This is a genomic window from Microbacterium sp. NPDC090225 (assembly GCF_044772365.1).
Lineage (GTDB): Bacteria > Actinomycetota > Actinomycetes > Actinomycetales > Microbacteriaceae > Microbacterium.
In genome coordinates, this window is record NZ_JBIVYS010000001.1 from 737,955 (window position 1) to 763,823 (window position 25,869).

The following is a 25,869-nucleotide window of genomic DNA, read 5'->3' on the forward strand; positions in this document are numbered from 1 at the left end:
CAGTCTAGGGATTCCGGCTATGCGTCGGCGATGAGCCGCTTGCCGGTGTTCGCTACCGCGAACCGCTCGTATCCGAGCGCATCGTAGAAGCCCAGTACCCCTTCGTTACCCTCGCGGACCATGAGCTGCACCTTCGGGCATCCGAGTGCCAACAGCAGCCGTTCCGCCTCGGCGATCAGTTCACGCGCGATGCCTCGGCCACGATGGGAAGCCGCTGTAGCGAGGTAGTAGAGCCATCCGCGATGGCCGTCGTACCCGGCCATGACCGAACCGACGACCGTCGCGCTGTTCGGCTCCGTCGCGACGAGGAACAGCTCGGGCTGCACACGGAGCTTGCGCTCGATGTCGAGGCGGGGGTCGTTCCAGGGGCGGGTGAGCCCGGCCTCGGTCCACAGCTCGATGACCGCATCGGTGTCGGACCGCTCGAATGCGCGTGCGTTCCACCTCATGGTGCTCCTGTTCATCGACGCCTCCTGGATGACGCCGAAGCTCGAGCCTATCCGGGGCGGGTGCTACCGGATGACGCGGTAGTGGCCGCACAGGAAGCCGCGATTACGGGCCACGTCGAGCAGTTCGAACTCCCGGGCGCGGGGAAACACGGGCGCCCCGGCCCCGAGCGTCACGGGGGCGAACTGGATCCACACTTCGTCGAGCAGGCCGGCGTCGGCGAACTGGCCGGCGAGGTCGCCACCACCGACGACCCAGATGTCATCGCCGCCGGCTGCGAGCCGCATAGCCGCGTGCGCGTCGCTGACTTCTCCCTGGACGAAACGCACGTCGGCGCCAGAGGGAACAGCGAGCTCGCGATGCGTGAACACCCAGGTGGGCTGCGCATACGGCCAGGGCTCCTCGCCCTGCGCGCGCAGCAGCCACTCGTACGTCGATGCGCCCATCGCGAGCGCACCGATTCCCTCGACGAAAGCCGGGTAGGCCATCGGACCTTCCTGGTCGAAGTCCTGACTCAGCAACCACTCGAGGGAGTGATCCGCCGTCGCGATGAAACCGTCGAGGCTCGAGGCCGTGTAGAAGTGCGTCGCCATGTCCTCACGGTCGCATCGACCACCGACATCGGTCAGTCGGCGATCAGGGGCGAAACATCGATCGGATGCTCCACCCATTCGATTCCGGGGTATCGCTTGAACCAGGAGACCTGTCGACGCGCGTACCGGCGCGTGAGGGCCTGGGTCTCGGCGATCGCTTCCGCTTCGCTGAGTCGACCGTCCAGCTGTCCGAGCGCCTGCGCATATCCGATCGCGCGGCTGGCGGTGACGCCTCTCTCGAGCCCCCGAACCCGGAGCTCCTCGACCTCTGCGAGAAGCCCCTGGGCCCACATCCGATTCACGCGGGCATCGAGCCGCTCGACGAGGGCGGAGCGTTCGACGTGCACCCCGATCACCCGCGTGTTCTGCTGCCAGAGCGTCGGCGTTGTCGGCAGAGCGGCGCCGTGCGTGGCGGCCCCCTGTTCGAGCACCTCCAGCGCGCGAACGACGCGGCGGGAGTTCTTCGGATCGATGCGCGCCGCCGTCGCCGGGTCCGCCGCCTGCAACCGGGCGAGCAGTGCGTCCGCTCCGTACTCGGCGAGCTCGGCCTCGAGGCGCACGCGCACGGACTCGTCGCGGGGCGGGAACCGGAAGTCGAAGACGACGCTCGAGACGTAGAGTCCCGATCCGCCGACGAGGATCGCGTCGCCACCGCGGCGCTGCACGTCGCGGACGGCGGCCCTCGCCTCGGGCTGGTACCAGGCGACCGCCGCTTCCTCATCGACGTCGCGGACGTCGAAGAGGTGATGCGGAATCCCGCGTCGCTCACCGAGCGGAAGCTTGGCCGTGCCGATGTCCATGCCGCGATACAGCTGCATCGCGTCGACATTGATGATCTCGGCCGGGTTCCCGCGAGACCGCAGATTCTCGGCGATGTTCAGAGCGAGTTCGCTCTTCCCCGTGCCGGTGGCTCCGACCACCGCCCAGAGGCGCGGTGCCGCCTCGGGCGTTGAACCGGAAGTGTCGTTCACACTCCGACGCGCAGTGTCGGGAGTCCGAGCGACACGGCGCGGGGGCCGCCGTCGCTCGCCGGCGCAGGAACGGCGCACGATTCGGACTGCGCGCGATCCCAGGCGTCGCCTCCGCGCGTGCGGCGGATCTGCAACGGCGAACCGGTCGGGTCATCGGCGAGGAGATGGAACGGCGCCGCGTGCGTGATCGCCACGGTGACGACATCACCCGGCCGGGGAAGGTCGGAGCCCGGCGTGACCTCGAAGTGCACGAGACGGTTGTCCTGAGCACGTCCGGTGAGTCGATGCGTCTCGGCATCCTTCTTGCCCTCGCCCGTCGAGACGAGCACCTCGACCGACCGGCCGACCTGCTTCTGGTTCTCTTCGAGCGAGATCCGCTCCTGCAATGCGAGCAGGCGGTCGTAGCGCTCCTGCACGACGGCCTTGGGAACCTGATCCTCCATCGTCGCTGCGGGGGTGCCCTCACGGATCGAGTACTGGAACGTGAAGGCACTGGAGAAGCGCGAGAGCTCGACGACGCGCATCGTGTCTTCGAAGTCCTCGTCGGTCTCACCGGGGAAACCGACGATGATGTCGGTCGTGATGGCAGCGTCGGGCATCCGATCGCGCACACGATCGAGGATGCCGAGGAACTTCTCACTGCGGTAGGAGCGGCGCATGGCCTTGAGGATGCGGTCGCTCCCGGACTGCAACGGCATGTGCAGCTGCGGCATCACGTTGGGCGTCTCGGCCATGGCATCGATCACGTCATCGGTGAACGCAGCGGGATGCGGGCTGGTGAAGCGAATGCGCTCGAGTCCTTCGATCTCGCCGGCAGCGCGCAGCAGCTTGCTGAAAGCCTGGCGATCGCCGAACTCGACGCCGTAGGAGTTGACGTTCTGCCCGAGGAGCGTGACCTCGATCGCTCCGTCCTCGACGAGCAGTCGGATCTCGTTGAGGATGTCGCCGGGACGCCGATCCTTCTCCTTGCCTCGCAGGCTCGGCACGATGCAGAACGTGCAGGTGTTGTTGCAGCCCACCGAGATCGACACCCAGCCACTGTGCGCCGCGTCGCGCTTGGTCGGCAGCGTGGAAGGGAACACTTCGAGCGACTCGAGGATCTCGAGCTCGGCATCGCCGTTGTGGCGTGCGCGCTCGAGGAGACGCGGGAGCGACCCCATGTTGTGGGTGCCGAAGACGACATCGACCCACGGCGCTTTGTCGAGCACCGTCTGCTTGTCCATCTGCGCGAGACATCCGCCGACGGCGATCTGCATGCCGCCCCTGCGGCGCTTCACCCCTGCGAGCTGGCCGAGGGTTCCGTAGAGCTTCCCGGCCGCGTTGTCGCGCACCGCACAGGTGTTGATGATGACGACATCGGCCTCATCACCGGCTGCGGCGCGCACGTAGCCCGCACTCTCGAGCGAGCCGGAGAGGCGCTCGGAATCGTGCACGTTCATCTGGCAGCCGAACGTGCGTACTTCGTAGGATCGCTGACGACCGTCGGCGTCGACGGCTGCCGACGACGAACTGATGATCGTCGGTTCACTGCGCGGAGTAGTCATGATTTCTCCATTGTACGAGCGGAAGACGGCTCCTCCGGCTGACGCGTCAGTCCGACTCGACGAAGCGCACTCCGGAACTCTTCGTCCCGAACGACGCCTCGTTCAGCGCCGTCTTCGCCGCGTTCGTCGCGACGGATCCGCCGTACCCACGACGAGCGAGCTGTCCGAGCAGACGTCGCAGAGCGGTGTCGTGGTCGAGACGACTGAGCGAGCGAGCCTTGGTGCGAGCGAACTCCAGCGCTCGTTCCGCATCGTCGTCCGGGAGTTCGTCGAGCGCCGCAGCGATGACGTCGCGCGGGATCCCCCGCTGCGAGAGCGAGCGGGAGATGGCCACGCGCCCCTGCCCCTTGCGATCGACCCCCGCGGCGACGAGCATCTGCGCGAGCTCGTGATCGTCGAGATACCGGCGCCGAAGGAAGTCGTCGATGACATCGTCGATCTGCGTGCCGTCGAGTCCGTGGGTCCGCAAGACCTGCCGGGCTTCGGAGACCGACAGCGATCGAGTGCGCAGCTTGCGTACCAGACTCTCTTCGGCCGCTTTACGAACCTCGACCGGATCGAGTGCATCGTCACCGATGGCTCCGTCGTCGACGGACGAGACGGAAGGGGATGCGTGAGCGGAGGCAGACCGCTCCGCCGTTGCATCGGGAGTCTTCGTGTTCGGGGTCGACGGAGTGGCGTTCCGAGCTCCGAAAAGAGGGATGACGGGGGCGATCCGCCCGATGTCCTGACGCGAACCGCCCCCGTTCTCACCATTCATGATCAGGCCGGGCGCCGCTCTGCGAGCTCATCCGCCGGAGCCGCGGGAGCGGCTGCGCCGCCGATGCCGAGCTTCTGCAGGATCTGCGTCTCGATGGCGAGTGCCACGTCGGTGTTGTTCAGCAAGAACGTACGGGCGTTCTCCTTGCCCTGCCCCAGCTGGTCACCGTCGTAGGTGTACCACGACCCGGACTTCTTGACGATTCCGTGCTCGACGCCGAAGTCGATCAGGCTGCCCTCGCGCGAGATGCCCACGCCGTAGAGGATGTCGAACTCCGCCTGCTTGAAGGGCGGGGCCATCTTGTTCTTGACGACCTTCACGCGGGTACGGTTACCCACCGCGTCAGTGCCGTCCTTCAGGGTCTCGATACGACGGATGTCGAGACGAACCGATGCGTAGAACTTGAGAGCCTTACCACCGGCGGTCGTTTCGGGAGAACCGAAGAACACGCCGATCTTCTCGCGAAGCTGGTTGATGAAGATCATCGTGGTGTTGGTCTGGTTCAGGCCACCGGTGAGCTTGCGGAGAGCCTGCGACATCAGTCGTGCCTGCAGACCCACGTGTGAGTCACCCATCTCGCCCTCGATCTCGGCGCGGGGCACGAGCGCCGCGACGGAGTCGATGACGATCAGATCGATGGCGCCGGAACGCACGAGCATGTCGGCGATCTCGAGCGCCTGCTCACCCGTGTCGGGCTGCGAGACGAGGAGAGCGTCGATGTCGACGCCGAGCTTGGCGGCGTAGTCGGGGTCCAGCGCGTGCTCTGCGTCGATGAACGCCGCGATACCGCCGGCGCGCTGGGCGTTGGCGATCGCGTGCAGCGTCAGCGTCGTCTTACCCGAGGACTCCGGGCCGTAGATCTCGACGATGCGGCCACGCGGGAGGCCTCCGACACCGAGAGCGACGTCGAGGGCGATGGAGCCGGTGGGGATGACAGCGACCGGTGCGCGCTCGTCGCTGCCCAGCCGCATGACCGAGCCCTTTCCGAACTGACGGTCGATCTGGGCGAGGGCGGTCTCGAGGGACTTCTCGCGGTCGGCGGGAGATGGCATGTCGTGCTCCTTCTGCTTCGCGTGGTGCCGCCTGTAGGCTGTCGCGGCGCTTCCGGCTGGAAGCAACTCTCCGACAAGGCGTATGGCTCTGTGGCCATGTCTTCACCGTACGAGGAGCCTCCGACATTGCGTCGTCGAGTCACGCGAACAGTGGAGAACACGAACGTCTGAACCACTGTGCAGAAGACTACGCCCGCTTCGAACGCATATTCGACGACACGCCGGATCCCGGCATCCGATCTCGATATCCATCGAACGCATGCGCGAACTCAGCGCCGACGCGGCTCCAGTCGGCCAGCACCATGCCGCCGGTTCTCGGGCACTTCCATCTCGTCGCAGAGCGCGAACCAGATCTCACGCGGGGGAATCCCCGCGGCCAGAGCTTCTTTGGCCGTGCGACCGGCGAGAGGACTCAGCACCAGATCGTTCAACACCGACGACGTGCGTCCGGGGAACTCGTCCTCGACGGCACGCAGGAACTCACTTCGACGCATCGCGCAACGACGGGGTGCGTGGGATCAGTGGAGCGAGAGCTCGGGCTCGATCGAGGCGACCAGATCGTCGGGAACGACGTCGGGGAACACCTGGATGCCCTCGAGCACGGAGATACGATCTCCGACCTCGCGCATGATGGTGGAGATGGGGACGTCGAGCGCATCGGCGACGGACGCGAGGATCTCGCTCGACGCTTCCTTCTGACCGCGCTCCACTTCGCTCAGATAGCCGAGCGCCACGGAAGCCTTGCTCGCGACCTGCCGAAGGGTGCGTCCCTTCTGCAGACGGAAGTCCCTCAGCACATCGCCGATTTCCTGTCGTACAAGAATCATCGGAACCTCCTCCCCAATCGGTTTCTCGGAGTCTCCCCCGAAGTGATGGCCAGTATAACCTCGCCGACCTTCATAAAATCTACAACTGCACTCTGTGGTTTGAGTGTGAGCACGAAATCCATAACCGCGTCGCGGCGGCGACTATTCCCGGGAGAGTTCTCGGATCATCTCGAGAGCGGCTCGAACGGATTCCGAGCGGATTCGAGACCGGTCCCCCGGGAAGAGGAATGATCGCGCCTCGACGCCTTCGGGCGTGGCGACGGCGATGTGCACCGTCCCGACCGGTTGCCCGTCGGGCGAGACGGGGCCGGCGATACCCGTCGTCGAGACGCCGACCGATGCGTCGATGCCGTCCACCCTCACGGCGTGGCGGACACCCCGCGCCATCTGGCGCGCGACCTCCGGATGCACGGGGCCCTCTCGGTCGAGGAGCGACTCGTCAACGCCGAGGAGGGTGTGCTTGACCGGCGTCGCGTACGCCACCACTCCGCCGAGGACCACCGACGATGCACCGGGCACGCTGACGAGGTCGGCGATCACTGCGCCGCCCGTGAGCGATTCCGCCACGCCCAGCGTCCAGCCACGGCGACCGAGCGTCTCGATCACGGCGTCCGCGAGCTCGGTCATCGGCTCTGTCGCGCTCCCCGCACCTGGGCGACGATGTAGTCGATCCCGCTCCAGATGGTCAGCACCAGCACCACGAGCATGAGCACGAAGGTGATGAGGGTCCAGGCGGGAAGGCCGATCACGACGTGCAACGGCATCAGCGCCCAGGCCAGGGCGACACCCTGCGCGGCGGTCTTCACCTTGCCCATCCATGCCGCGGCGACGACGTGCTCGTTGACGATCATGAGCCGGTGGATCGTGATGCCCCACTCGCGAACGAGGATGATCGCAACGATCCACCACGAGACCTCGCCCAGGATCGCGAGTCCGATGAAGCCCGCCCCCGTCAGCAGTTTGTCGGCGATCGGATCCCAGAGCTTGCCGAAATCGCTGACGATCTCGTAGCGCCGGGCGAGGTAGCCGTCGACCCAGTCGGTCGAGATCGCGAAGATGAACAGGATCGCCGCGGTCCAGCGCAGGCCGAGATCGGGGACACCGTAGGTCCCGCCGAGCAGGAGCAGTACGAAGAACACCACCGCGAGCGGGATGCGGGCGATCGTGATCGCATTGGGCAGCTGCCGAGGAATCGCCATCAGTCGCGCCCCGTCAGACCCCAGGCGTCTTCATCGCCCTCGGCTTCCACGACCGGGAGACCCTCGAACTGCGCCTCGAGGGGATCGGAGGCCATCGCCGAGGTCGGACCCGCGGGGGCGGCGGCAGGAGCGGCCGGCGCTGCGCCGGGTGCCGCCGGAACGTCCTCACCACGCAGCTTCGCCATCACTCCCCCGAGCTGCTCCGCCGTGACGAGGACGTCACGAGCTTTGGAGCCCTCGGACGGGCCGACGATCTCCCGCGACTCGAGGAGATCCATCAGGCGTCCGGCCTTGGCGAAGCCGACGCGGAGCTTGCGCTGCAGCATCGAGGTCGACCCGAACTGCGACGAGACGACGAGCTCAGCGGCCGCGAGCAGCAGCTCGAGGTCGTCGCCGATGTCTTCGTCGACCTCCTTCTTGCGCGGCTCCAGTGCCTCCTGGACGTCGTTGCGGTACTCGGGCCGTGCCTGACGCGTCACATGCTTGACGACGGCGTCGATCTCCTTCTCGTCGACCCACGCTCCCTGCAGACGGAACGGCTTCGAGGACCCCATCGGCGAGAACAGCGCGTCACCCTGACCGATGAGCTTGTCGGCACCGGGGCTGTCGAGGATGACGCGGCTGTCGGTGACGCTCGTCACCGCGAACGCGAGGCGCGACGGCACGTTGGCCTTGATCAGACCGGTCACGACGTCGACGCTCGGGCGCTGGGTTGCGAGCACCAGGTGGATACCGGATGCTCGCGCGAGCTGCGTGATGCGCACGATCGAGTCCTCGACGTCGCGCGGGGCGACCATCATGAGGTCGGCGAGCTCATCGACCACGACGAGGAGATACGGATACGGCTTGAGCACGCGCTCGCTGCCGACGGGCAGCTCGACCTCGCCGGCGCGCACCGCGCGGTTGAAGTCGTCGATGTGGCGGAATCCGAACGACGCGAGGTCGTCGTACCGCATGTCCATCTCCTTGACGACCCACTGCAGCGCTTCGGCGGCCTTCTTCGGGTTGGTGATGATCGGCGTGATCAGGTGCGGCACACCGGCGTAGCTGGTGAGCTCGACGCGCTTCGGGTCGATCAGCACCATTCGCACGTCCGCCGGGCGCGCACGCATCAGCAGGCTCGTGATCATCGAGTTCACGAAGCTGGACTTACCGGAGCCGGTGGAACCGGCGACCAGGAGATGGGGCATCTTCGCCAGGTTCGCGATGACGATGTTGCCGCCGACGTCCTTGCCCACCCCGATCGTCATGGGGTGCGTACTCTTCTGCGCGGCGGGCGAACGGAGCACGTCGCCGAGGGCGACCATCTCCTTGTCGGCGTTCGGAATCTCGATACCGATCGCGCTCTTGCCGGGGATCGGCGAGAGGATGCGCACGTCGTTCGAGGCGACGGCGTAGGCGAAGTTGTTGCTCAGCTGCAGGATCTTCTCGACCTTGACGCCGTGGCCCACCTCGACCTCGTACTGCGTCACCGTCGGTCCGCGCGAGAAACCGGTGACCTTCGCGTCGACCTTGAACTGCGTGAGCACGCTGGTGATCTGTTCGATCACCTTGTCGGTCGCCTCGGAGCGCATGACCGGGGGCGGCCCCTCGACCAGGAGACCCGGCGACGGAAGGATGTAGGGCGCGACCGGCGCCTGGGGGCCGCGGTCTCCCGGGCCCTCGGTCCCGAAGCCGTCGAGGCCGGGGAGTTCGGGCACCTCACCGGTGTCGGCGTCGTCGTCGAGGAGGGCCGTGGTCTGCTGCTCGGCGAGGGAATCGGCGACCGAGCGCACATCGGACAGAACCTCGGTGGCGGAGTCGTAGGAGTTCTCGACCACGACGGCCTGGTCGTACGCCGGAGTCGGCTCCGCAGTGGAGAGGAGCGCGGTGATGTCGTCGGACCCGAGGGTGCCCTCGTCGGGGTCCTCCTCGCGCCCGCTCTTGTTGCGCCGCCACCAGGGCAGGACGTTCTCGTCGTCGGTCTTGTCGGCGTCGTCGATATCTGGCGTCTCCGCCTTCGGCTCCGGGCGCTCGGCGTCGAACATCCAGGCGTAGAGGTCGCCGAGACGGCGGCCGATCCGGTTCGGCGGGGTCTTCGTGAGGATCAGGATGCTCAGGGCGATCACGAAACCGAGAACCACGTACGCAAGGACCGGGGAAACCAGCGCGAGCGGCTCCCCGACCAACCAGCCGAAGACACCTCCCGCCTCGCTGATCGCGGCCATGCCCATGTTCGGATGCGCACGCCCGTCCGCGCCGGCTCCGGCCGGCGCCCCGGCTGCCACATGAGCGATACCGGCGAGGGCGAGCACGAAGAGGCCGAAGCCGATGCCGATGCGTCCGTTGTCATGCACCGAGGAAGGATGACGGAAGAGCCAGCCCGCGAGGAGAAGGAGGAGCACCGGCATGATGAACGCGATGCGTCCGACGAGCCCGCCCACCGAGTACGCACTGATGTTGGCGGCGACCTCGTTACCGATGAAGAACCACTCGTTCACGGCACCGAGGATCGCCAGCAGCACCAGCAGGAACGGGAACCCGTCGCGACGGTCGTCCTTCTCCAGGGTCTCCGGGCCGAAGGCGCGGAAGAGTCCCCCGACGCCATGCGCGAGGCCGGTCCACGCGCGGACCACCACCGGCGGCTTGTCGATCTCGTCGATGTACTTCTTAGGCACGGGCTTTTTCGCTGCCGGCTTCTTGGGCGCAGGCGAGGCTTGGGGAGCCGCCCGCCGCGAGGGGCGGGACGGCGTGCTCCCGGACGCGCGCTCGGACTTGGTCGTACTCCTGGCCATGCCCTCACGTTACGGCCAGCGGCCGACATTCCCGCGTATCGACGCGGCTTTCAGCCGATCCCGCTGATCACGCCTCGATCACGAGAGGGACGATCATCGGACGGCGACGCAGACGCTGGTTGACCCACCGGCCGATCGTGCGACGTACGACCTGCGAGAGTGCGTGGGTGTCGCGCACGCCGTTGCCGGAGGCCTCCTTGAGGGCGGCGATGATCTTCGGCGTCACATCGTCGAAGACAGAGTCGTCCTCGGCGACACCGCGCGCGTGGATCTCCGGCCCGGAGATGATCCGTCCGGTCGCGGCATCCACCACCACGATCACCGAGATGAAGCCCTCCTCGCCCAGGATCCGACGATCCTTGAGATCGGCATCCGTGATCTCGCCGACCGTCGAGCCGTCGACGTAGACGAACCCGAGATCGAGCTGTCCGACGACCGACGCGACGCCGTCGCGCAGGTCGATGACGGTGCCGTTGGAGGCGATGATCGTGCGCTCCTCGGCGATCCCCGTGTCCTGCGCGAGCTTGGCGTTCGCGATGAGGTGACGGTACTCGCCGTGCACGGGCAGCACGTTCTTGGGCTTGAGGATGTTGTAGCAGTACAGCAGCTCCCCCGCCGCGGCGTGTCCCGAGACGTGCACGCGGGCGTTCGCCTTGTGCACCACGTTCGCGCCGAGCTTCGTGAGACCGTCGATCACGCGGTAGACGGCGTTCTCGTTGCCCGGGATGAGGCTTGAGGCGAGGATGACGGTGTCGCCCTCGCTGACCTCGATCGCGTGGTCCATGTTCGCCATGCGGCTCAGTACCGCCATCGGCTCGCCCTGCGAACCGGTCGACATGTAGACGATCTGCTCGTCGGGGAGGTCGCGCGCCTTCTTGAAGTCGATGAGCACGCCGGCCGGCACCTTCAGGTACCCGAGCTGCTCGGCGATGGTCATGTTGCGCACCATGCTGCGGCCGAGGAACGCCACGCGCCGCCCGTGGGCGTGGGCCGCATCGATGACCTGCTGCACGCGGTGCACGTGGCTCGAGAAGCTCGCCACGATCACACGTCGCGGCGCCTTGCCGATCACCTGGTCGAGCACCGGACCGATCGAACGTTCGGTGGGGGTGAATCCCGGCACGTCCGCATTGGTCGAGTCCACCAGGAAGAGGTCGACTCCCTCCTCCCCCAGGCGCGAGAACGCGCGGAGGTCGGTGATGCGGCCGTCGAGCGGCAGCTGGTCCATCTTGAAGTCACCGGTCGCGAGCACCATGCCCGCGGGAGTCCGGATGGCGACCGCGAGCGCGTCGGGGATGGAGTGGTTCACAGCCACGAACTCGAGATCGAACGGGCCGACCTTCTCCTGCTGCCCCTCCTTGACCGTCAGCGTGAACGCCTTGATGCGGTGCTCCTTGAGCTTCGCCTCGACGAGCGCCAGGGTCAGGCCCGAACCGATCAGAGGGATGTCGCCCTTGAGGCGCAGGAGGTACGGAACAGCCCCGATGTGGTCCTCGTGCCCGTGCGTGAGTACGACGCCGACGATGTCGTCGAGGCGATCGCGGATCGGTTCGAAGTCCGGGAGGATCAGGTCGACGCCGGGCTGGTGCTCCTCGGGGAAGAGCACACCGCAGTCGACGATCAGGATCTTGCCGTCGTACTCGAACATCGTCATGTTCCGACCGATCTCGCCGAGACCGCCGATCGGGATGACCCGCAGCGTTCCTTCGTCGAGAGCGGACGGTTCGGCCAGGGGAATGGACATGCTGTCTCCTCAGTCGGACACTCGGCGCGTCCGTTCGTTCATGGCGACGCGACTCAGCGCGTCGTGCCGTGCACCTTGGGCAGGGCACCACCGGCGGCCGCGTTGCGGTCGGGGCGGAAGTTCGAGAAATCGGCGCCCGGGACGCCCGCGACGAGATCGAGCTCGTCTTCGATGAGTGCGGCCTCCCACTCCTCCGGCCCGACGAGCGGAAGACGCACGCGCGGGCTCGAGATCCGGCCGAGGCCGTGGAGGATGTACTTGGCGGCGACCGTACCGGGAACGTGGGTCATCACGGCGCGCACGAGGGGCTCGAGACGCTTGTGCTCGGCGGTCGCGGTGGCGAGATCGCCCCTGTTCACGGCGTCGACGATCGTGCGGTACGGAGTCGCGGTGATGTTCGCGGTCACACCGATCAGGCCCGTCGCGCCGATGGCGAGGTGCGGGAGCACGTTCGCGTCATCACCCGAGAAGTACATGAGATCGGTCTGGTTGAGCACTCGGCTCACCTCGGAGAAGTCGCCCTTGGCGTCCTTGACCGCGAGGATGTTCGGGTGCTTCGCCAGGCGAAGGATCGTCTCGTACTTGATCGGCACACCGGTGCGCCCGGGGATGTCGTAGAGGATCACCGGCAGGTCGGTGGCGTCGGCCACCAGACGGAAGTGCGTGAGGATGCCCGCCTGAGTCGGCTTGTTGTAGTAGGGCGTGACGATCATGATGCCGTCGGCGCCGGCCTTCTCGCTCGCCTTGTACAGCTCGATCGCGTGGGCGGTCTCGTTCGAACCACCGCCCGTGATGATCTTCGCGCGGCCGGCGGAGACGGACTTGCCGATCTCGACGAGCTTGAGCTTCTCGGGGTCCGTCAGGGTCGAGGTCTCGCCGGTCGTTCCCGTCACGACGACACCGTCAGCACCCGCGGTGATGACGTCATCGATGTGCTTCTCGACGGCGGGCCAGTCGACTTCACCGTCGGCCGTCATCGGAGTGACGAGCGCGACGAGGACCTGTCCGAAAGGGTTGCCCGAGTGCGTCATGCAACCAGAGTATCGTCTCGGCCCGACCTCACGAGGACGCGGCCTCGAACTAGGCTCGTGGCATGGCATGGGTCACGCACGAGTCCGACACCGTCTACGCCAACCGCTGGATCGAGGTGCGCGAGGACAAGGTCACCGGTCCCGGCGGAGACGACGGCATCTACGGGGTCGTGCGGATGCAGCATCCCGCCGTCTTCGTGGTCGCTCTCGACGACGACGAGCGCGTCTGCCTCGTCACCCTCGAGCGCTACACGACGGGGACCTCGATCGAGGTGCCCGCCGGCGGGAGCGACGGCGAGGATCCTCTCGTCGCCGCGCGGCGCGAGCTTCTCGAGGAGACCGGGTTCGCGGCATCCGAGTGGCACGAGCTCGGCATGATGAACGCGCTCAACGGCGTCGCGGATGCTCCGGAGCACGTCTTCCTCGCCCGCGGACTGACCGCGTCGGCCCCGGCGACGGCTGCGGAGAGTCAGCGCGAGGAAGGCATCGACCAGGTGTCCTGGGTGCCGTTCGCCGATGCGCTCGCGATGATCGCCGATGGACGCATCAGAGACGGCGAGACGATCGGTGCGCTCGCCCTCGCCGGCATCCGCCTGGGACGATTCCGCTGAGCCGGATCGTCACACCCGTCCGCGCCGCGCGATCCCCGCGGTGAGGGAGCGCGGAAGCAGACCCGTCACGGCCACGATCACCTTGTAGCGCAGCGATGGAACCGAGACGGCCTTCCCGCGCGCGGCGTCTCGCAGTCCCTCGCGCACCACGTCGCGCGCATCGAGCCACATGATCGCAGGAACGCCCTCCTGACCCGGGGCCAGGCCCATGCGCTCGTGGAAGCTGGTGTGCGTGAACCCGGGGCACAGCGCCGTCACGCTCACTCCGTCCCGCGCGTACTCGGTGTTGGCCCACCGGCTGAACTGGATGAGCCACGCCTTGCACGCGGAGTACGTCGAACGCGAGACGAATCCGGCGACCGAGGCCACGTTGATGATGCGCCCTCCACGACCGCGCATGGTCTGCAGCGCGGCGTGCATGAGTCGCATCGAGGCTTCGACGTGCACCCGCAGGTGACGCACCTCGTCGGCGATGTCGTTCTCGGCGAACGTCAGCGGCAGCCCGAAACCGGCGTTGTTGACGAGCAGATCGATCGGGTCGTCCGTGTTCTCGAGCCGCTGCTCGACACGCTCGACGCCCTCCTCGATCGCGAGATCGGCCGGGAGCACCTCGACGGCGACGCCGAACTCGCTACGCAGCTCAGCCGCGAACGACGAGAGGGCATCCTCCGATCGCGCGACCAGCACGAGGTCGGCGCGGCGCCGCGCGAGTTGACGCGCGAACTCGGCCCCGAGGCCGGCGCTCGCTCCCGTGATCAGCGCGGTGGGCATCAGCGCTCGTATCCGAGGAAGCGGTACCGCACACCGGTACGGGAGGTGAGCCACTCCCCCTCATCGACCAGGCGCCATCCGGTCTTCGCGGGAGCGTACGCGTCGCCGTCGACCTCGAGGTCCAGCTCGGTGACCTCGAGCCGATCGGCGTCACCGATCACCTGCCGGAAGATCTCGGCCCCTCCGATGATCCAGACCCGATCCTGACCGCGAACCGCCTCGGCGACCGTCGCCGCTCGGCGTGCTCCTTCGGCGCTCCAGTCCTGCTGGCGGGTGATGACGATGTTCTCGCGACCGGCCAGCGGGCGGAATCGCTCGGGCAACGAGTCCCACGTCTTGCGCCCCATCACGACGGGAGCGCCCAGCGTGACCTCCTTGAAGTGCGCGAGGTCCTCGGGAACGTGCCACGGCATGCCGCCTTCGGCGCCGATGACGCCACCGGCCGCCTCCGCCCAGATCAGGCCGACCCAGGTCATACCGCGACCGCCGCGCGGATCGGAGCGTGGTGCTGGTAGTCGTCGACGACGAAGTCCTCGAACGTGTAGTCGAAGATCGACTCGGGCGTACGCGCGAAGCGCAGCGTCGGATAGGGGTACGGGTCTCGGGTGAGCTGCTCGGTGACCTGCTCGATGTGATTGTCGTAGATGTGGCAGTCGCCACCCGTCCACACGAAGTCGCCGGGCTCGAGACCGACCTGCTGGGCGATCATCAGGGTGAGGAGTGCGTAGGACGCGATGTTGAACGGGACGCCGAGGAACATGTCGGCGCTGCGCTGGTAGAGCTGGCAGGACAGCTTGCCGTCGGCGACGTAGAACTGGAAGAGCGCATGGCAGGGCGCGAGGGCCATGTCGGGGATGTCGGCGGGGTTCCAGGCCGACACGATCAGTCGGCGGGAGTCCGGCGATCGCCGGATCTGCTCGATGACCTCCGCCAGCTGATCGATGCTCTCACCCGCCGGCGTCGGCCACGAACGCCACTGCACGCCGTAGACCGGGCCGAGCTCTCCGGCGTCGTCCGCCCACTCGTCCCAGATCGTCACGCCGTTCTCCTGCAGCCATCGCACGTTCGACTCGCCGCGCAGAAACCACAGCAGCTCGTAGGCGATCGACTTGAAATGCACACGCTTCGTGGTGATCAGCGGAAAGCCCTGCGACAGGTCGAAGCGGATCTGCCGTCCGAACACGCTCGTCGTTCCGGTTCCGGTGCGATCGGACTTGTGCGTTCCGTTCTCGAGGACGTCGCGGAGGAGGTCTTCGTACGGCGTCGGGACGGGTGCGCTCATGAGAGCCAGAATACCTTCCCGCGTCACGAGACGGGCGGAGGAGCAGCGGCCCGCTGACGTCATCGTCGGACACATCGGCCCCTCCACCTGCGCCCGCACCTTACCCTCGATGCATGTCTCCCGTCGCCGCCCTCGCGATCCTCGCCGCGCTCGTGGCGGTCGCCCTGGTGATCGGCGCGGTCGCGAAACGGCGGGACGGACGCCGGCGGGCGGGCGGAGCTCTGCGATTCGATGCACAGGATGCCGTTCCCGCCGAGCTCGGATCGAAAGCCACGCTCGTGCAGTTCAGCACCGAGATGTGCGCCCGCTGCCCGCAGGTCCGCCGGATGCTGCGCTCCTATGCCGAGGAAGGCGACGGCCTCCGCCACATCGAGGTCGATCTCACCCATCGCCCCGACCTCTCCTCGCGCTATCGTGTGCTCCAGACGCCGACCACGTTCCTCGTGGACGAATCCGGCGCCGTGCGTTCCCGATTCCACGGCGTGCCGCAGCGACGCGCCCTCACCGAAGCCCTCGCCTCCCTCTGAGACGACGTCAGGAGCATCCATGTCCTCTCCCGCCGGCATCGATCCCCGCGGTCCGCGTTTCGCAGCGACCATCACGGCCGTCCTGCTGCTGATCGCGACCTTCCTCGGACTCACCGGGCTCGCGACGGCACGGCCGGCGGCGACGTTCGGCTGGTTCGCCTACCAGCCTCTCGCCGACGCGACGTTCGTTCCCGGCGGCGACTGGCTGATCACCCATGCGTCTCTCGCCGAGCGCGCACTCGATCCCGCCTTCCTTCTCACGGTGGTGATCGCGCTGCTCTTCCTCTGGAGCATCCTGTCCCCCGCGACCGCTCCCTGGGGAGCGCTCTTCCGCCGCGCCATCCGTCCGCGCCTCGCGCCCCCGACCGAGCTCGAAGACCCTCGCCCGCCGCGTTTCGCGCAGGGCGTCGGTCTTTTCGTCGTGACCATCGGCCTCGTGCTCCAGCTCGCCGGTGTCCCCTGGGCGCTCCCGATCGCCACCGCCGCCGCCTTCATCGCCGCGTTCCTGAACGCCGCCATCGGCCTGTGCCTCGGCTGCCAGCTGTACCTGCTGCTCCAACGCGCAGGGCTCCTCGGACGCACGCGCACGGCCTGAGGCCGTTCCGCCGCAGAGCGCCGCTCGCTAGGCTGGCGACGACGCGACGCTGCGCATCCGCAGTGCGAGAACCGGAGGAATCATGCCCGTCACCAGCGAAGCGACCACCACCTGGACCGGATCACTGGCGGAGGGCTCCGGCACCGTCGCGTTCTCGTCGTCGAAGCTCGGCACCTTCCCCATCGACTGGAAGGCACGCAGTGAGGGCAGCGACACCACCACCACGCCGGAGGAACTCATCGCCGCCGCGCACGCATCGTGCTTCAGCATGGCTCTCGCTCACGCCCTGAGCGAGAACGGCACCCCGCCGGAGCGTGTGAACGCGAGCGCGTCGGTGACCTTCAAGCCGGGCGTCGGAATCACTGGCAGCCACCTCAACGTCAACGCCGTGGTGCCCGGGCTCTCCGCCGAGGCGTTCCAGGAGATCGCCGAAGGAGCGAAATCCGGATGCCCGGTCTCCCAGGCACTGGCCGGCATCGAGATCACCCTCGAGGCCACTCTGGCCTGAGTCGCCGGCGATCAGCCGCGCGAGAGTCTGATCGCCTCGCGGATGCTCGCGCGGGCGTCTTTGCGTCGCCCCGCGGCATCCTGCACCACACCCAGGCGGAAGCGCTCGCGCCACTCCTCCGGCGCAGCCTCCGCCGCGGCCCGGTACCGCTGGATCATCGGGTCGGCATCCGCCTTGGCGATGCGTCCGCTCGGGGTCAGCTCGGTCTCCGCCTCCGGCATTCCGCCCTCCGCGTCGAGCGTGCGTCCCAGTCGATCCGCGGCGAAGCCGAACTGCATCTCGCGGATCAGCGCCCAGGCGCCGATCAACGGCATGACGAGGAGAGCGATGCCGATCGCGATGGCGATCGGCTCGCCGGTGCCGAGCATCAGCACGGCGCGGTAGCCCACCACGACGATGTAGAGCGCGAGGCACAGAGCCATCACTCCGACGCCGATGCGGGAGATCATGAGCGGATGCCGATGTCGATCATGTTCTCGAGACCGACGACCACGCCCGTCGCATCCCGCGTGAACGGAACGGCGAGACGGATGCCGGGGGCATAGGCGAGCGCGGGCTCCACGGTGTCGTGCGTGAACGTCAGCGACTCGCCGGGACCCGCCAGCACGACCTCCTGCTTCGCGATGACGCCGGGGCGGCGGAGCGAATGGATCGGGACGCTGCCGACCTGCTGACCGCGAGCGCGCTGATCGGCGTGCGGGGCGCTCACCGGCCCCTGCTCGGAACGCGCGGCCGCGATGAGTTCGGCGGTGCGCACGGCGGTGCCGCTGGGCGAATCGATCTTCGTCTCGCGATGCGCCTCGACGATCTCGGCGGAGTCGAAGAACGGTGCCGCAGCGGCAGCGAGGGCGGAGCCGAGCACCGAACCGAGGGAGAAGTTGGGGATGAACACCGCGGCCGTGCCGGCGGCTTCGACCAGGGGACGCACGAGCGCGATGCGCTCGGCCGACCATCCGGACGTGGCGACGAGCACATTCTGTCCCCGTTCGACCGCCGAGCGCACGACGTCGATGCTCACCTGCGGCGTCGACGCGTCGATCACCAGGTCGGCACCCGCCAGCTCCGCCAGATCGCTCGATGACGACAGGACCCGGCTCACCTCGAAACCGTCCAGGTCGTCGATGACGGCGTGGATGATCGCCCCGAGCTTGCCGGTCCCACCGACGATTGCTACCTGCGTGGTCATGGTTCCCAGTCTATTTCGGGCTCCGCGCACCACGGCCCGGGGCGCGCGGTACTCCCGCCGACTCAGACCGGGATCGCGTCCGGAATACCCGTACGGAGCTCCATGGGCAGATGCCCGGTGTCGTTGTGGTTCAGCAGCGTCCACGGACGGCCCTGCTTCTGCGCGATGACGGTGAGACCGCAGTGGGCCTGGTTCAAGGTCATCCAGCGCCACTCCGGCGCTCCGAGCACTTCGCGCACGAACCACGAGATCACGAAGTTGTGGGTGATGAGCACCTCGTGTACCTCGCCCGTCTTGCGCACCAGGAACTCGTTGACTGCGTCGGACATCTGCGCGCCGCCTGCCTCGATCTCGGCGTCGGTGATCGATCCGAAGAAGGGCTCGAACGCGGCAGGAGTCTCGTCGGTCATGCCGGTGGGGACGCAGTCGAAAAGCAACGAGGTCGGCTTGGGATCGACCGAGGGCAGGCGGGCCGCGATCGCCCGCGCCGTCTCGTTCGCGCGCAGCAGCGGGGAATGCCACACGGCATCGAGAGGGAGTCCGCCGAGGCGGTCGGCGATCAATTCGGCCTGGCGCTGTCCACGCGGGGACAGGGGTCCGTCGGCCAGGCCGTGCTCGGCGTCCTGATGTTCACCGTGTCTGACCAGATAGATATAGTGCGTCACTGCTCGCTCGCTTCATCGCCAGCGTCTGCCGGGCTCTCACTCCACCCTATGCCACGCATATGACAGTCGTGTGAAGCCGCTCAGGTGCCCGCGCGCGCGAGGTCGGCCAGCTGGGTGCGGGACAGGGCGACGCCTGCCCCCTGCATGAGCTCGTCGACGTGCTCGGCGGCGAAGGTGTTGACGATCGGGGCCACGATCGACCGCTGGGCGAGCAACCAGGCGATCGAGACGGCGGCGACCGGCACGCTCAACTCTTCCGCGATCTGGTCGAGTGCGCGGAGGATACGGATGCCGCGACGGTTGAGGTTCCCTCGCAACTGCTCGCCCCGCACCCCTCGGGAGGCGAGCGACTTGTTGCGGTGACGGCCGGAGAGGAATCCGTGCTCGAGGGCGTGCGACGGGGTCACCGCGAGGTTCTGTGCACCGGCCACGAGGCGGAGATCGCCTTCGAACGTCTGTCGGCGGATCAGATTGTAGGGCGCGTCGACGACCTCGATACGGGGGTAGCCCGCGGAAGCGAGGATACGCGCCTCGACCAGCCGTTCCGGAGCGAATCCGAACGCGCCGACGGCTGCCACCTTGCCGGCGTCGACCAGCCACTCCACGGTCGCGAGGGTGTCCTCGAGATTCGTCGTGGCGTCGAGCGTTGCGTCGAGGTAGAGCACGTCGATGCGTTCGGTGCCCAGCCGTGTCAGCGATCCCTCGACCGCGCGCACGAGGTTGACCGACCCGAGACCCGGGTTGTCGGCGTGCGCTCCGATGCGTGCACTCAGCACGACCTGATCGCGCAGGCCACGGGAGCGCAGCCACTGACCGATGATGTGCTCGCTGCGACCGCCCGAGAAACCGTCGGCGGTGTGCACGGCGTTACCTCCGAACTCGATGTAGCGATCGAGGATGCCGTGACTCGTCTCGAGATCGACGTTCCACCCGAACTCCGCAGCGCCGAGCATGAGGGGGAACGTGTCGATCCCGGTCTCGCCGAGCGGCACACGGATGGTCTCGCCGACCCCTGGGCCCACGATCGGGATCGGGGCCGACGGATGCTCCGCGCCCTGCGCGAGCGCGCGATCATCCGGGGCTCCTGCGCCTACGCCGAACAATCGCATACTCTCACCCCCACGTCGATCGGTGCGATCCGATCTTCGTACCTGCATTCATGCACCCCCCGGTGCGTACTTCGAGAGTATGCGAAACCGGCGAACTCGCCGACCAATCCGCGGAACGGCGGGCAAACTTCCCGTAACGGTTTGATCACGAGCATGACGAGAGCCCGACGCCCTCCCCTTCGGGAAGACACCGGGCTCTCGTCGTACGGAGCCGATTACTCGGCCGCGGCCTCCTCGGCCGGAGCGGCGTCGGCCGCGGGGGCCTCGTCGATCACGGGCTCGAGCGAGAGCTTGCCGCGGTCGTCGATCTTCGTGATCTTCACGAGGATCTTCTGTCCGACCGAGAGCACGTCGTCGACGTTCTCGACGCGCTTGCCACCGGCGAGCTTGCGCACCTCGGTGACGTGCAGCAGGCCGTCCTTGCCGGGCAGCAGCGAGACGAACGCACCGAAGGTGGCGATCTTCACGACGGTGCCGAGGAACTGCTCGCCCACCTCCGGGTTGGTGGGGTTGGCGATCGCGTTGACCTGGGCGCGGGCGGCCTCGGCCGAGGGGCCGTCGGTCGCGCCGATGTAGACGGTGCCGTCCTCCTCGATGGAGATCTGCGCGCCGGTCTCGTCCTGAATCGCGTTGATCGTCTTGCCCTTCGGGCCGATCAGCTCACCGATCTTGTCGACCGGGATCTGCACGCTGATGACGCGCGGCGCGGTCGGCGCCATCTCGTCGGGCGCGTCGATCGCGGCGTTGAGGACGTTGAGGATCGTCAGACGCGCGTCGCGCGCCTGGGTCAGCGCACCCGCGAGCACCGACGACGGGATGCCGTCGAGCTTCGTGTCGAGCTGGATCGCCGTGACGAACTCGCTGGTACCGGCGACCTTGAAGTCCATGTCGCCGAGCGCGTCCTCCGCACCGAGGATGTCGGTGAGGGCCGCGTAACGGGTCTCACCGTCGACCTCGTCGGAGACGAGACCCATCGCGATGCCGGCGACGGCTGCGCGCAGCGGCACACCCGCGTTCAGCAGCGAGAGGGTCGACGCGCAGACGGAGCCCATCGACGTCGAGCCGTTGGAGCTGAGCGCCTCGGAGACCTGACGGATCGCGTAGGGGAACTCCTCGCGGCTCGGCAGCACCGGCACGAGCGCGCGCTCGGCGAGGAAGCCGTGCCCGATCTCGCGACGCTTCGGCGAACCCACACGGCCGGTCTCACCGGTCGAGTAGGGCGGGAAGTTGTAGTGGTGCATGTAGCGCTTGCTCGTGGTGGGCGACAGCGAATCGATCTGCTGCTCCATCTTGAGCATGTTCAGCGTGGTGACGCCCATGATCTGGGTCTCACCGCGCTGGAAGATCGCGGAGCCGTGAACGCGCGGGATGACCTGCACCTCGGCGTCGAGCGGACGGATGTCGGCCAGGCCGCGACCGTCCATGCGCACGCTCTCCGTGAGGATGCGGCCGCGCACGATCTTCTTCGTGACCGACTTGTACGCCGCCGAGAACTCGAGCGGAGCAGCTGCGGGCAGCTCGCCGGCCTCGGTCGCCGCGATCAGCTCGGCCTTGACACGGTCCTTGACCGCGTCGTCGGCTGCCTGACGCTCCTGCTTGTCGGCGATCTGGTACACGTCACCGAGCTCGGCGAACGCGCGCTCCGAGACGAAGTCGTAGACCTCGTCCTGGTACGGCGGGAAGACCGGGTACACGCCCGGCTCCTTCGACGCGCTGGCGGCGAGCTCGGCCTGAGCCTTGACGAGCTGCGCGATGAAGGGCTTCGACGCCTCGAGGCCCTGGGCGACGACGGCCTCGTCGGGCTTGGTCGCACCCGCCTTGATGAGGTTCCAGCTGCCCTCGGTCGCCTCGGCCTCGACCATCATGATCGCGACGTCTTCGGTGCCATCGGCCTTGGTGACCACGCGACCGGCGACGATGAGGTCGAACACGGCCTCGCTGACCTGCTCGGCCGTCGGGAACGCGACCCACTGGTCGGCGTGCTCGCCCTGGCCGGGGATGAAGGCCAGACGCACACCGGCGACGGGGCCGGAGAACGGAAGACCCGAGATCTGCGTCGACGCGGATGCCGCGTTGATCGCGAGAGCGTCGTAGAACTCGCCCGGAGCGATCGAGAGGACGGTGATGACGATCTGGACCTCGTTGCGCAGACCGTCGACGAACGACGGACGCAGCGGACGGTCGATCAGACGGCAGACCAGGATCGCCTCGGTGGAGGGACGACCCTCGCGACGGAAGAACGAGCCGGGGATCTTGCCGGCGGCGTAGGAGCGCTCTTCGACGTCGACCGTCAGCGGGAAGAAGTCGAAGCCCTCACGCGGGTGCTTGCCGGCGCTGGTGGCCGAGAGGAGCATGGTCTCGCCGTCGAGGTAGGCGGCGACTGCGCCCTGAGCCTGCTGCGCGAGGCGGCCGGTCTCGAAGCGGATGGTACGGGTGCCGAAGCGGCCGTTGTCGAGAACGGCCTCGGTGGCGGTGATTTCAGGACCTTCCAAGAGGTCTCTCCTTCTTTGTTTAGACTCGCGAATCCGTGTGACGCGCGAGCGTGTTCATGAAGGAGCGGAACGGCAGGATAAGGGCGCGCGAGCACTCTCGCGAATGTCGCCTGCGCTGGCCACCAGTAGAAAGCCACCCGACATGCCGTCTGCCGAGGAACCCACCACAGGGGACCAGCTCCTCCGCCGATCGCTCCATGAGTCGATGTGAAGTTGTCCGGCCGACACAGGTCAGCCTCCTCAACCCTACCAGGGACGCCCGATTTCACCCCCGCCCAGCCGGTACGCCGCGCTGCGCCGTCGAGCGTCCCAGATAGACGTAGTCGTCGTGCTTCGCAGCGCGGCCGTCGCCGGCGGCGCGTCCGTGCAGCCGCCGCCAGACCCAGGGAAGGGCGTGGCGAGACCACCACAGACCGGTGCCGATGTCGATCTGCTCGTGCAGCGAGGCGTCGAGGGCGCCGAGCGCCTCGGCGTGCGGGACACCGAGGATGTCGCCCGCGCGATACGCGAGGAAGCGGTGGCCGCTGCTGCTGAGGTGGACGAGGTCCTCCCCCCAGTGCTCGCGCTCGCGCAGCGCCGGGTGGAGGTCGGTGTCGATCAGCACCGCACCGGTGCGGGCGGCGATGCCGCTGAGCGCCGTGGCGAACGCCGCGAAGCGGGCCGTGTAGATGGCGGCGGCACGCCGACCCGGCAGGAACGGGGTCACGAGGACGACCGTGGCTCCCGTCGCCCGCAGACGCACGATCGCGCGCTCGAGTTCCGCGGCGAGCGCGGGGACGTCGACGCGATGCTTCACCAGGTCGTTGGCACCGATGAGCACGGAGACCAGGTCCGGGCGGAGTTCCAGGGCGCGCTCCAGCTGAGGGCCGCACACGTCGGCGACGCGCTTGGAACGGATGGCCAGGTTGGCGTAGTGGAGTCCTCCCCGCGAGGCGAGCAGGAGGGCGAGGCGGTCGGCCCATCCGCGCAGCGCGCCGTCGGGCGCGGGATCGCACAGGCCCTCGGTCAGGGAGTCGCCGAGGGCGATGTACCTCTGCCAGCGCGCAGGTTCGACGGGGAGGGGGACCTCGGGTCGGATGCTGCGGCGAGCGCGCAGCGAGGTGTCGACCGCCTTCAGCGCGCACGCCTCGTCGAAGTGCTCGATCAGTCGGTCGCAGACGCTGGCCCAGGAACGAGCCTGCACCGCGTCGTGGCCGGCTTCACCGAACGCCCGGCGCTTGCGTGCGTCGCCCGCCAGATCGGCCACCCGCATCCGTAGGTCGTCGAGGTCTCCCGGCCGGTACAGCCAGCCGTCGATTCCCATTCGGACGAGGTCGAGGGGACCGCCGCGTCCGGTGGCCACGACGGGCACACCACTCGCGTGCGCCTCCTGCAGCGTCTGCCCGAAGGTCTCGCTCTCACCGGGATGCACGAAGACGTCGAACGAGGCGACGGCTGCGGCGAGCGCATCGCCGTCGAGGTGACCGAGGAAGACGGCATCCGGGAGCAGCGCCTCCAGGCGAAGCCTGCTCGGTCCGTCTCCGACGATGACGAGGCGCGCGCCGGGTACGGAGCGCAGGGCGACGAGGTCTTCGACCTGCTTCTCCGGGGCGAGACGCCCCAAGTAGCCGATGATGACCTCCGCACCCCACCGGGCGCGCAGGCTCTCGTCGCGGCGAGCGGGCTGGAAGCGCTCCGCGTCGACGCCTCTCCCCCAGCGGCGGAGCCGGTCGACGCCGAGGTGCTCGAGCTGCCGGGCCGACTCCGACGAAGGGGCGAGGGTCAGCGTCGCGCGCCGGTGGAGGCGGGCGATGTGCGTCTGCGCGATGCCGGTCGTCGCGGCGACCCGATAGCGCTCGGTGTAGGCCGCGACGTCTGTCTGGTAGGCCGCGACGGATGCGACGTCGAGCCGCTCGGCGGCGAGCACGCCCCGCCAGCCCAGCGCGAAGGGCGATGCAAGGTGCACGACATCCGGGCGGAAGCTCCGGAGGGAGCCGGCCAGGCGCGAGGCCGGCGAGGTGCCGATGCGGACGTTGCGGTACCCCGGGAGCGCGAGGCTCGGGATCGCCTCGATCGAGGCACCGTGCATCTCCTGCGGCATGCCGTTCGCGGCGGGGGCGATGACGTGGGCATCGTGCCCGTGTCGTTCGAGGTGACGCAGGATCTGCAGCACGGATCCGGTCACACCGTTCATGTGCGGAAGGAAGGACTCTGTCACGATCGCGACTCTCACACCCCCAGGATGGGGGCAGGGATCGGCCGTCGACGCCGATTCGAGGGGCGCGCACCAGATGTTCACCGGATGCACGAAAGCCCGTCACCGGCTATCCGGATTTCAGTTGCCGTTCACCGCCGGAGGGCACCGTGGAGTCGTGCCCACCGATCTCCTCGCCGATGTCCTCTCCGGCCCCTGGGCACTCGTGGTCATGTGCCTCCTCGTGTTCGGAGACGCCTTCCTGGTGGTGATCCCCGGAGAGGTCGCGGTGACGGCTCTGGGCGCGGTATCCGTCTCCACCGGCGCTCCCCCGCTCTGGGCCGTCATCGCCTGTGCTGCGGCCGCGGCGGCTCTCGGCGACATCGCGTGCTACCTGATCGGGCGCTTCGTCGGAACAGAACGCTGGGGCTGGATGCGCGCGCCGCGCGTACGACGGGCGCTCGACTGGGCCCGCCGCAGACTGGACGGCGGGATGGCGACGGTTCTCTTCACCGCACGGTTCGTGCCGTTCGCCCGTCTCGCGATCAACCTCGTCGCCGGAGCGTCCCGCGTGCATCCTCCCCGCTATCTCGCCCTCGTCACCGTGGCGGCACTCGGGTGGGCCGCGTACCAGGCGTCGGTCGGCGCGGCCGTCGCCGCGCTCCTCCCCGGCGGACCGATCGTGGCGGTCCCCGTATCGATCGCCGTGGCGATCGGTCTCGGTCTGCTCATCGACCTGATCACACGCCGCAGCAGTCGACACCTCCCGGACGAGACGCCGGTGGCCTAGGCTGGCGGACATGAGCACCGAAGAAGGCGCCACCTCCTCCTCCGAGGAGATGAAGCGCAAGTTCAAGGAAGCGCTCGAGAAGAAGAACGCGCAGCACCGCCAGGGCGAGTCGCACCTGGATGGCGATTCCGCCGTCCACGGCGGCGCGGCCCCGCAGACGCGGCGCGAGTTCCGACGCAAGAGCGGTTGACCACCGATGCGGGAGCCGGCACGTCCGT

General features: G+C 68.1%; 28 protein-coding genes. 6 read left to right on the forward strand and 22 right to left on the reverse strand.

The window, feature by feature from the left end:
- Positions 1–17: 17 nt before the first annotated feature.
- From ACIQTT_RS03685 to dapA, 13 genes are all read right to left on the reverse strand, one after another.
- Positions 18–449 carry a GNAT family acetyltransferase gene (locus ACIQTT_RS03685; RefSeq protein ID WP_402786145.1) on the reverse strand — a complete coding sequence of 144 codons (432 nt, stop codon included), beginning with the start codon at positions 447–449 and terminating at the stop codon, positions 18–20.
- A gap of 63 nt (positions 450–512) precedes the next feature.
- Positions 513–1,040, reverse strand: a complete 528-nt coding sequence (locus ACIQTT_RS03690) for a dihydrofolate reductase family protein (RefSeq protein ID WP_402786147.1) — start codon at positions 1,038–1,040, stop codon at positions 513–515.
- Between the two features lie 32 nt (positions 1,041–1,072).
- Positions 1,073–2,011 (reverse strand): tRNA (adenosine(37)-N6)-dimethylallyltransferase MiaA, encoded by a 939-nt coding sequence (gene miaA, locus ACIQTT_RS03695; RefSeq protein ID WP_402786149.1) that lies wholly within the window; start codon positions 2,009–2,011, stop codon positions 1,073–1,075.
- The gene (miaB, locus tag ACIQTT_RS03700) at positions 2,008–3,555 is read right to left on the reverse strand and encodes a tRNA (N6-isopentenyl adenosine(37)-C2)-methylthiotransferase MiaB (RefSeq protein WP_402786151.1); all 1,548 of its coding nucleotides are present in this window, start codon (positions 3,553–3,555) and stop codon (positions 2,008–2,010) included. Before miaB ends, miaA begins: the two co-directional genes overlap by 4 nt.
- 46 nt (positions 3,556–3,601) lie before the next feature.
- Positions 3,602–4,024: a regulatory protein RecX gene (locus ACIQTT_RS03705; RefSeq protein WP_402786153.1), complete on the reverse strand. Its 423-nt coding sequence runs from the start codon at positions 4,022–4,024 to the stop codon at positions 3,602–3,604.
- Between the two features lie 293 nt (positions 4,025–4,317).
- Positions 4,318–5,367 carry a recombinase RecA gene (gene recA, locus ACIQTT_RS03710; protein ID WP_247622700.1) on the reverse strand — a complete coding sequence of 350 codons (1,050 nt, stop codon included), beginning with the start codon at positions 5,365–5,367 and terminating at the stop codon, positions 4,318–4,320.
- Between the two features lie 269 nt (positions 5,368–5,636).
- Positions 5,637–5,861, reverse strand: coding sequence for a DUF3046 domain-containing protein (locus ACIQTT_RS03715; RefSeq protein WP_402786157.1), 225 nt, complete (start codon positions 5,859–5,861; stop codon positions 5,637–5,639).
- Between the two features lie 24 nt (positions 5,862–5,885).
- Positions 5,886–6,194, reverse strand: a complete 309-nt coding sequence (locus ACIQTT_RS03720) for a helix-turn-helix domain-containing protein (protein WP_060925763.1) — start codon at positions 6,192–6,194, stop codon at positions 5,886–5,888.
- A gap of 141 nt (positions 6,195–6,335) precedes the next feature.
- A complete protein-coding gene (locus tag ACIQTT_RS03725) occupies positions 6,336–6,821 on the reverse strand; it encodes a CinA family protein (protein ID WP_402786160.1) in 486 nt (161 codons plus the stop codon).
- Positions 6,818–7,393 (reverse strand): CDP-diacylglycerol--glycerol-3-phosphate 3-phosphatidyltransferase, encoded by a 576-nt coding sequence (pgsA, locus tag ACIQTT_RS03730; protein WP_402786162.1) that lies wholly within the window; start codon positions 7,391–7,393, stop codon positions 6,818–6,820. Before pgsA ends, ACIQTT_RS03725 begins: the two co-directional genes overlap by 4 nt.
- A complete protein-coding gene (locus tag ACIQTT_RS03735; protein ID WP_402786165.1) occupies positions 7,393–10,167 on the reverse strand; it encodes a DNA translocase FtsK in 2,775 nt (924 codons plus the stop codon). Before ACIQTT_RS03735 ends, pgsA begins: the two co-directional genes overlap by 1 nt.
- Positions 10,168–10,234: 67 nt before the next feature.
- Positions 10,235–11,911 (reverse strand): ribonuclease J, encoded by a 1,677-nt coding sequence (locus ACIQTT_RS03740; protein ID WP_402786168.1) that lies wholly within the window; start codon positions 11,909–11,911, stop codon positions 10,235–10,237.
- Between the two features lie 53 nt (positions 11,912–11,964).
- Complete coding sequence (dapA, locus tag ACIQTT_RS03745) at positions 11,965–12,942, reverse strand: 4-hydroxy-tetrahydrodipicolinate synthase (protein WP_247622706.1); 978 nt, start codon at positions 12,940–12,942, stop codon at positions 11,965–11,967.
- Between the two features lie 62 nt (positions 12,943–13,004).
- Here dapA and ACIQTT_RS03750 point away from each other — a divergent pair, with 62 nt between their 5' ends.
- Complete coding sequence (locus ACIQTT_RS03750; RefSeq protein ID WP_402786172.1) at positions 13,005–13,553, forward strand: NUDIX domain-containing protein; 549 nt, start codon at positions 13,005–13,007, stop codon at positions 13,551–13,553.
- 9 nt (positions 13,554–13,562) lie between these two features.
- On the opposite strand, the gene ACIQTT_RS03755 is transcribed toward ACIQTT_RS03750, so the two are convergent.
- From ACIQTT_RS03755 to ACIQTT_RS03765, 3 genes are read right to left on the reverse strand one after another with little or no spacing between them, the layout of a single operon-like run.
- Positions 13,563–14,324 (reverse strand): SDR family NAD(P)-dependent oxidoreductase, encoded by a 762-nt coding sequence (locus ACIQTT_RS03755; RefSeq protein WP_402786175.1) that lies wholly within the window; start codon positions 14,322–14,324, stop codon positions 13,563–13,565.
- A complete protein-coding gene (locus tag ACIQTT_RS03760; RefSeq protein ID WP_247632380.1) occupies positions 14,324–14,800 on the reverse strand; it encodes a dihydrofolate reductase in 477 nt (158 codons plus the stop codon). The genes ACIQTT_RS03755 and ACIQTT_RS03760 overlap by 1 nt, the downstream gene beginning before the upstream one ends.
- On the reverse strand, positions 14,797–15,606 hold the full coding sequence (locus ACIQTT_RS03765) for a thymidylate synthase (RefSeq protein ID WP_402786179.1): 810 nt from the start codon (positions 15,604–15,606) through the stop codon (positions 14,797–14,799). Before ACIQTT_RS03765 ends, ACIQTT_RS03760 begins: the two co-directional genes overlap by 4 nt.
- A gap of 113 nt (positions 15,607–15,719) precedes the next feature.
- On the opposite strand from ACIQTT_RS03765, the gene ACIQTT_RS03770 reads away from it, so the two are divergent.
- From ACIQTT_RS03770 to ACIQTT_RS03780, 3 genes are all read left to right on the forward strand, one after another.
- Positions 15,720–16,133, forward strand: a complete 414-nt coding sequence (locus tag ACIQTT_RS03770; protein ID WP_402786182.1) for a thioredoxin family protein — start codon at positions 15,720–15,722, stop codon at positions 16,131–16,133.
- A gap of 19 nt (positions 16,134–16,152) precedes the next feature.
- Positions 16,153–16,728: a DUF4395 domain-containing protein gene (locus tag ACIQTT_RS03775; RefSeq protein WP_402786185.1), complete on the forward strand. Its 576-nt coding sequence runs from the start codon at positions 16,153–16,155 to the stop codon at positions 16,726–16,728.
- Positions 16,729–16,810: 82 nt separating this feature from the next.
- Positions 16,811–17,236 carry an OsmC family peroxiredoxin gene (locus ACIQTT_RS03780; protein WP_402786188.1) on the forward strand — a complete coding sequence of 142 codons (426 nt, stop codon included), beginning with the start codon at positions 16,811–16,813 and terminating at the stop codon, positions 17,234–17,236.
- 11 nt (positions 17,237–17,247) lie between these two features.
- Here the strand turns inward: ACIQTT_RS03780 and ACIQTT_RS03785 are convergent, their stop codons facing one another.
- The 6 genes from ACIQTT_RS03785 to ACIQTT_RS03810 form a co-directional block, all read right to left on the reverse strand.
- Positions 17,248–17,685, reverse strand: coding sequence for a hypothetical protein (locus tag ACIQTT_RS03785; protein WP_402786191.1), 438 nt, complete (start codon positions 17,683–17,685; stop codon positions 17,248–17,250).
- Complete coding sequence (gene dapB, locus ACIQTT_RS03790) at positions 17,682–18,422, reverse strand: 4-hydroxy-tetrahydrodipicolinate reductase (protein WP_402786194.1); 741 nt, start codon at positions 18,420–18,422, stop codon at positions 17,682–17,684. Before dapB ends, ACIQTT_RS03785 begins: the two co-directional genes overlap by 4 nt.
- A 62-nt stretch (positions 18,423–18,484) precedes the next feature.
- Positions 18,485–19,087 carry a histidine phosphatase family protein gene (locus ACIQTT_RS03795; RefSeq protein ID WP_402786197.1) on the reverse strand — a complete coding sequence of 201 codons (603 nt, stop codon included), beginning with the start codon at positions 19,085–19,087 and terminating at the stop codon, positions 18,485–18,487.
- Between the two features lie 80 nt (positions 19,088–19,167).
- Complete coding sequence (locus ACIQTT_RS03800) at positions 19,168–20,196, reverse strand: aldo/keto reductase (protein ID WP_402786200.1); 1,029 nt, start codon at positions 20,194–20,196, stop codon at positions 19,168–19,170.
- Between the two features lie 215 nt (positions 20,197–20,411).
- Positions 20,412–22,688 carry a polyribonucleotide nucleotidyltransferase gene (locus tag ACIQTT_RS03805; RefSeq protein ID WP_402786203.1) on the reverse strand — a complete coding sequence of 759 codons (2,277 nt, stop codon included), beginning with the start codon at positions 22,686–22,688 and terminating at the stop codon, positions 20,412–20,414.
- A gap of 265 nt (positions 22,689–22,953) precedes the next feature.
- The gene (locus ACIQTT_RS03810) at positions 22,954–24,885 is read right to left on the reverse strand and encodes a GDSL-type esterase/lipase family protein (protein WP_402786206.1); all 1,932 of its coding nucleotides are present in this window, start codon (positions 24,883–24,885) and stop codon (positions 22,954–22,956) included.
- Between the two features lie 154 nt (positions 24,886–25,039).
- Here ACIQTT_RS03810 and ACIQTT_RS03815 point away from each other — a divergent pair, with 154 nt between their 5' ends.
- Positions 25,040–25,651 carry a DedA family protein gene (locus ACIQTT_RS03815; protein WP_402786209.1) on the forward strand — a complete coding sequence of 204 codons (612 nt, stop codon included), beginning with the start codon at positions 25,040–25,042 and terminating at the stop codon, positions 25,649–25,651.
- A 10-nt stretch (positions 25,652–25,661) separates the two neighbouring features.
- The gene (locus ACIQTT_RS03820; RefSeq protein WP_247622721.1) at positions 25,662–25,841 is read left to right on the forward strand and encodes a DUF5302 domain-containing protein; all 180 of its coding nucleotides are present in this window, start codon (positions 25,662–25,664) and stop codon (positions 25,839–25,841) included.
- The last annotated feature ends 28 nt before the right edge of the window (positions 25,842–25,869 follow it).

Coding starts and splice junctions, on each gene's coding strand:
- ACIQTT_RS03685 (WP_402786145.1), bottom strand. CDS start 449: ATGAGGTGGAACGCACGCGCATTCGAGCGGTCCGACACCGATGCGGTC.
- ACIQTT_RS03735 (WP_402786165.1), bottom strand. CDS start 10,167: ATGGCCAGGAGTACGACCAAGTCCGAGCGCGCGTCCGGGAGCACGCCG.
- ACIQTT_RS03780 (WP_402786188.1), top strand. CDS start 16,811: ATGCCCGTCACCAGCGAAGCGACCACCACCTGGACCGGATCACTGGCG.
- ACIQTT_RS03740 (WP_402786168.1), bottom strand. CDS start 11,911: ATGTCCATTCCCCTGGCCGAACCGTCCGCTCTCGACGAAGGAACGCTG.
- ACIQTT_RS03800 (WP_402786200.1), bottom strand. CDS start 20,196: ATGCGATTGTTCGGCGTAGGCGCAGGAGCCCCGGATGATCGCGCGCTC.
- ACIQTT_RS03760 (WP_247632380.1), bottom strand. CDS start 14,800: ATGACCTGGGTCGGCCTGATCTGGGCGGAGGCGGCCGGTGGCGTCATC.
- dapA (WP_247622706.1), bottom strand. CDS start 12,942: ATGACGCACTCGGGCAACCCTTTCGGACAGGTCCTCGTCGCGCTCGTC.
- ACIQTT_RS03775 (WP_402786185.1), top strand. CDS start 16,153: ATGTCCTCTCCCGCCGGCATCGATCCCCGCGGTCCGCGTTTCGCAGCG.
- ACIQTT_RS03720 (WP_060925763.1), bottom strand. CDS start 6,194: ATGATTCTTGTACGACAGGAAATCGGCGATGTGCTGAGGGACTTCCGT.
- recA (WP_247622700.1), bottom strand. CDS start 5,367: ATGCCATCTCCCGCCGACCGCGAGAAGTCCCTCGAGACCGCCCTCGCC.
- pgsA (WP_402786162.1), bottom strand. CDS start 7,393: ATGGCGATTCCTCGGCAGCTGCCCAATGCGATCACGATCGCCCGCATC.
- ACIQTT_RS03785 (WP_402786191.1), bottom strand. CDS start 17,685: ATGATCTCCCGCATCGGCGTCGGAGTGATGGCTCTGTGCCTCGCGCTC.
- ACIQTT_RS03725 (WP_402786160.1), bottom strand. CDS start 6,821: ATGACCGAGCTCGCGGACGCCGTGATCGAGACGCTCGGTCGCCGTGGC.
- ACIQTT_RS03820 (WP_247622721.1), top strand. CDS start 25,662: ATGAGCACCGAAGAAGGCGCCACCTCCTCCTCCGAGGAGATGAAGCGC.
- ACIQTT_RS03750 (WP_402786172.1), top strand. CDS start 13,005: ATGGCATGGGTCACGCACGAGTCCGACACCGTCTACGCCAACCGCTGG.
- miaB (WP_402786151.1), bottom strand. CDS start 3,555: ATGACTACTCCGCGCAGTGAACCGACGATCATCAGTTCGTCGTCGGCA.
- ACIQTT_RS03715 (WP_402786157.1), bottom strand. CDS start 5,861: ATGCGTCGAAGTGAGTTCCTGCGTGCCGTCGAGGACGAGTTCCCCGGA.
- ACIQTT_RS03765 (WP_402786179.1), bottom strand. CDS start 15,606: ATGAGCGCACCCGTCCCGACGCCGTACGAAGACCTCCTCCGCGACGTC.
- ACIQTT_RS03770 (WP_402786182.1), top strand. CDS start 15,720: ATGTCTCCCGTCGCCGCCCTCGCGATCCTCGCCGCGCTCGTGGCGGTC.
- ACIQTT_RS03690 (WP_402786147.1), bottom strand. CDS start 1,040: ATGGCGACGCACTTCTACACGGCCTCGAGCCTCGACGGTTTCATCGCG.
- ACIQTT_RS03755 (WP_402786175.1), bottom strand. CDS start 14,324: ATGCCCACCGCGCTGATCACGGGAGCGAGCGCCGGCCTCGGGGCCGAG.
- dapB (WP_402786194.1), bottom strand. CDS start 18,422: ATGACCACGCAGGTAGCAATCGTCGGTGGGACCGGCAAGCTCGGGGCG.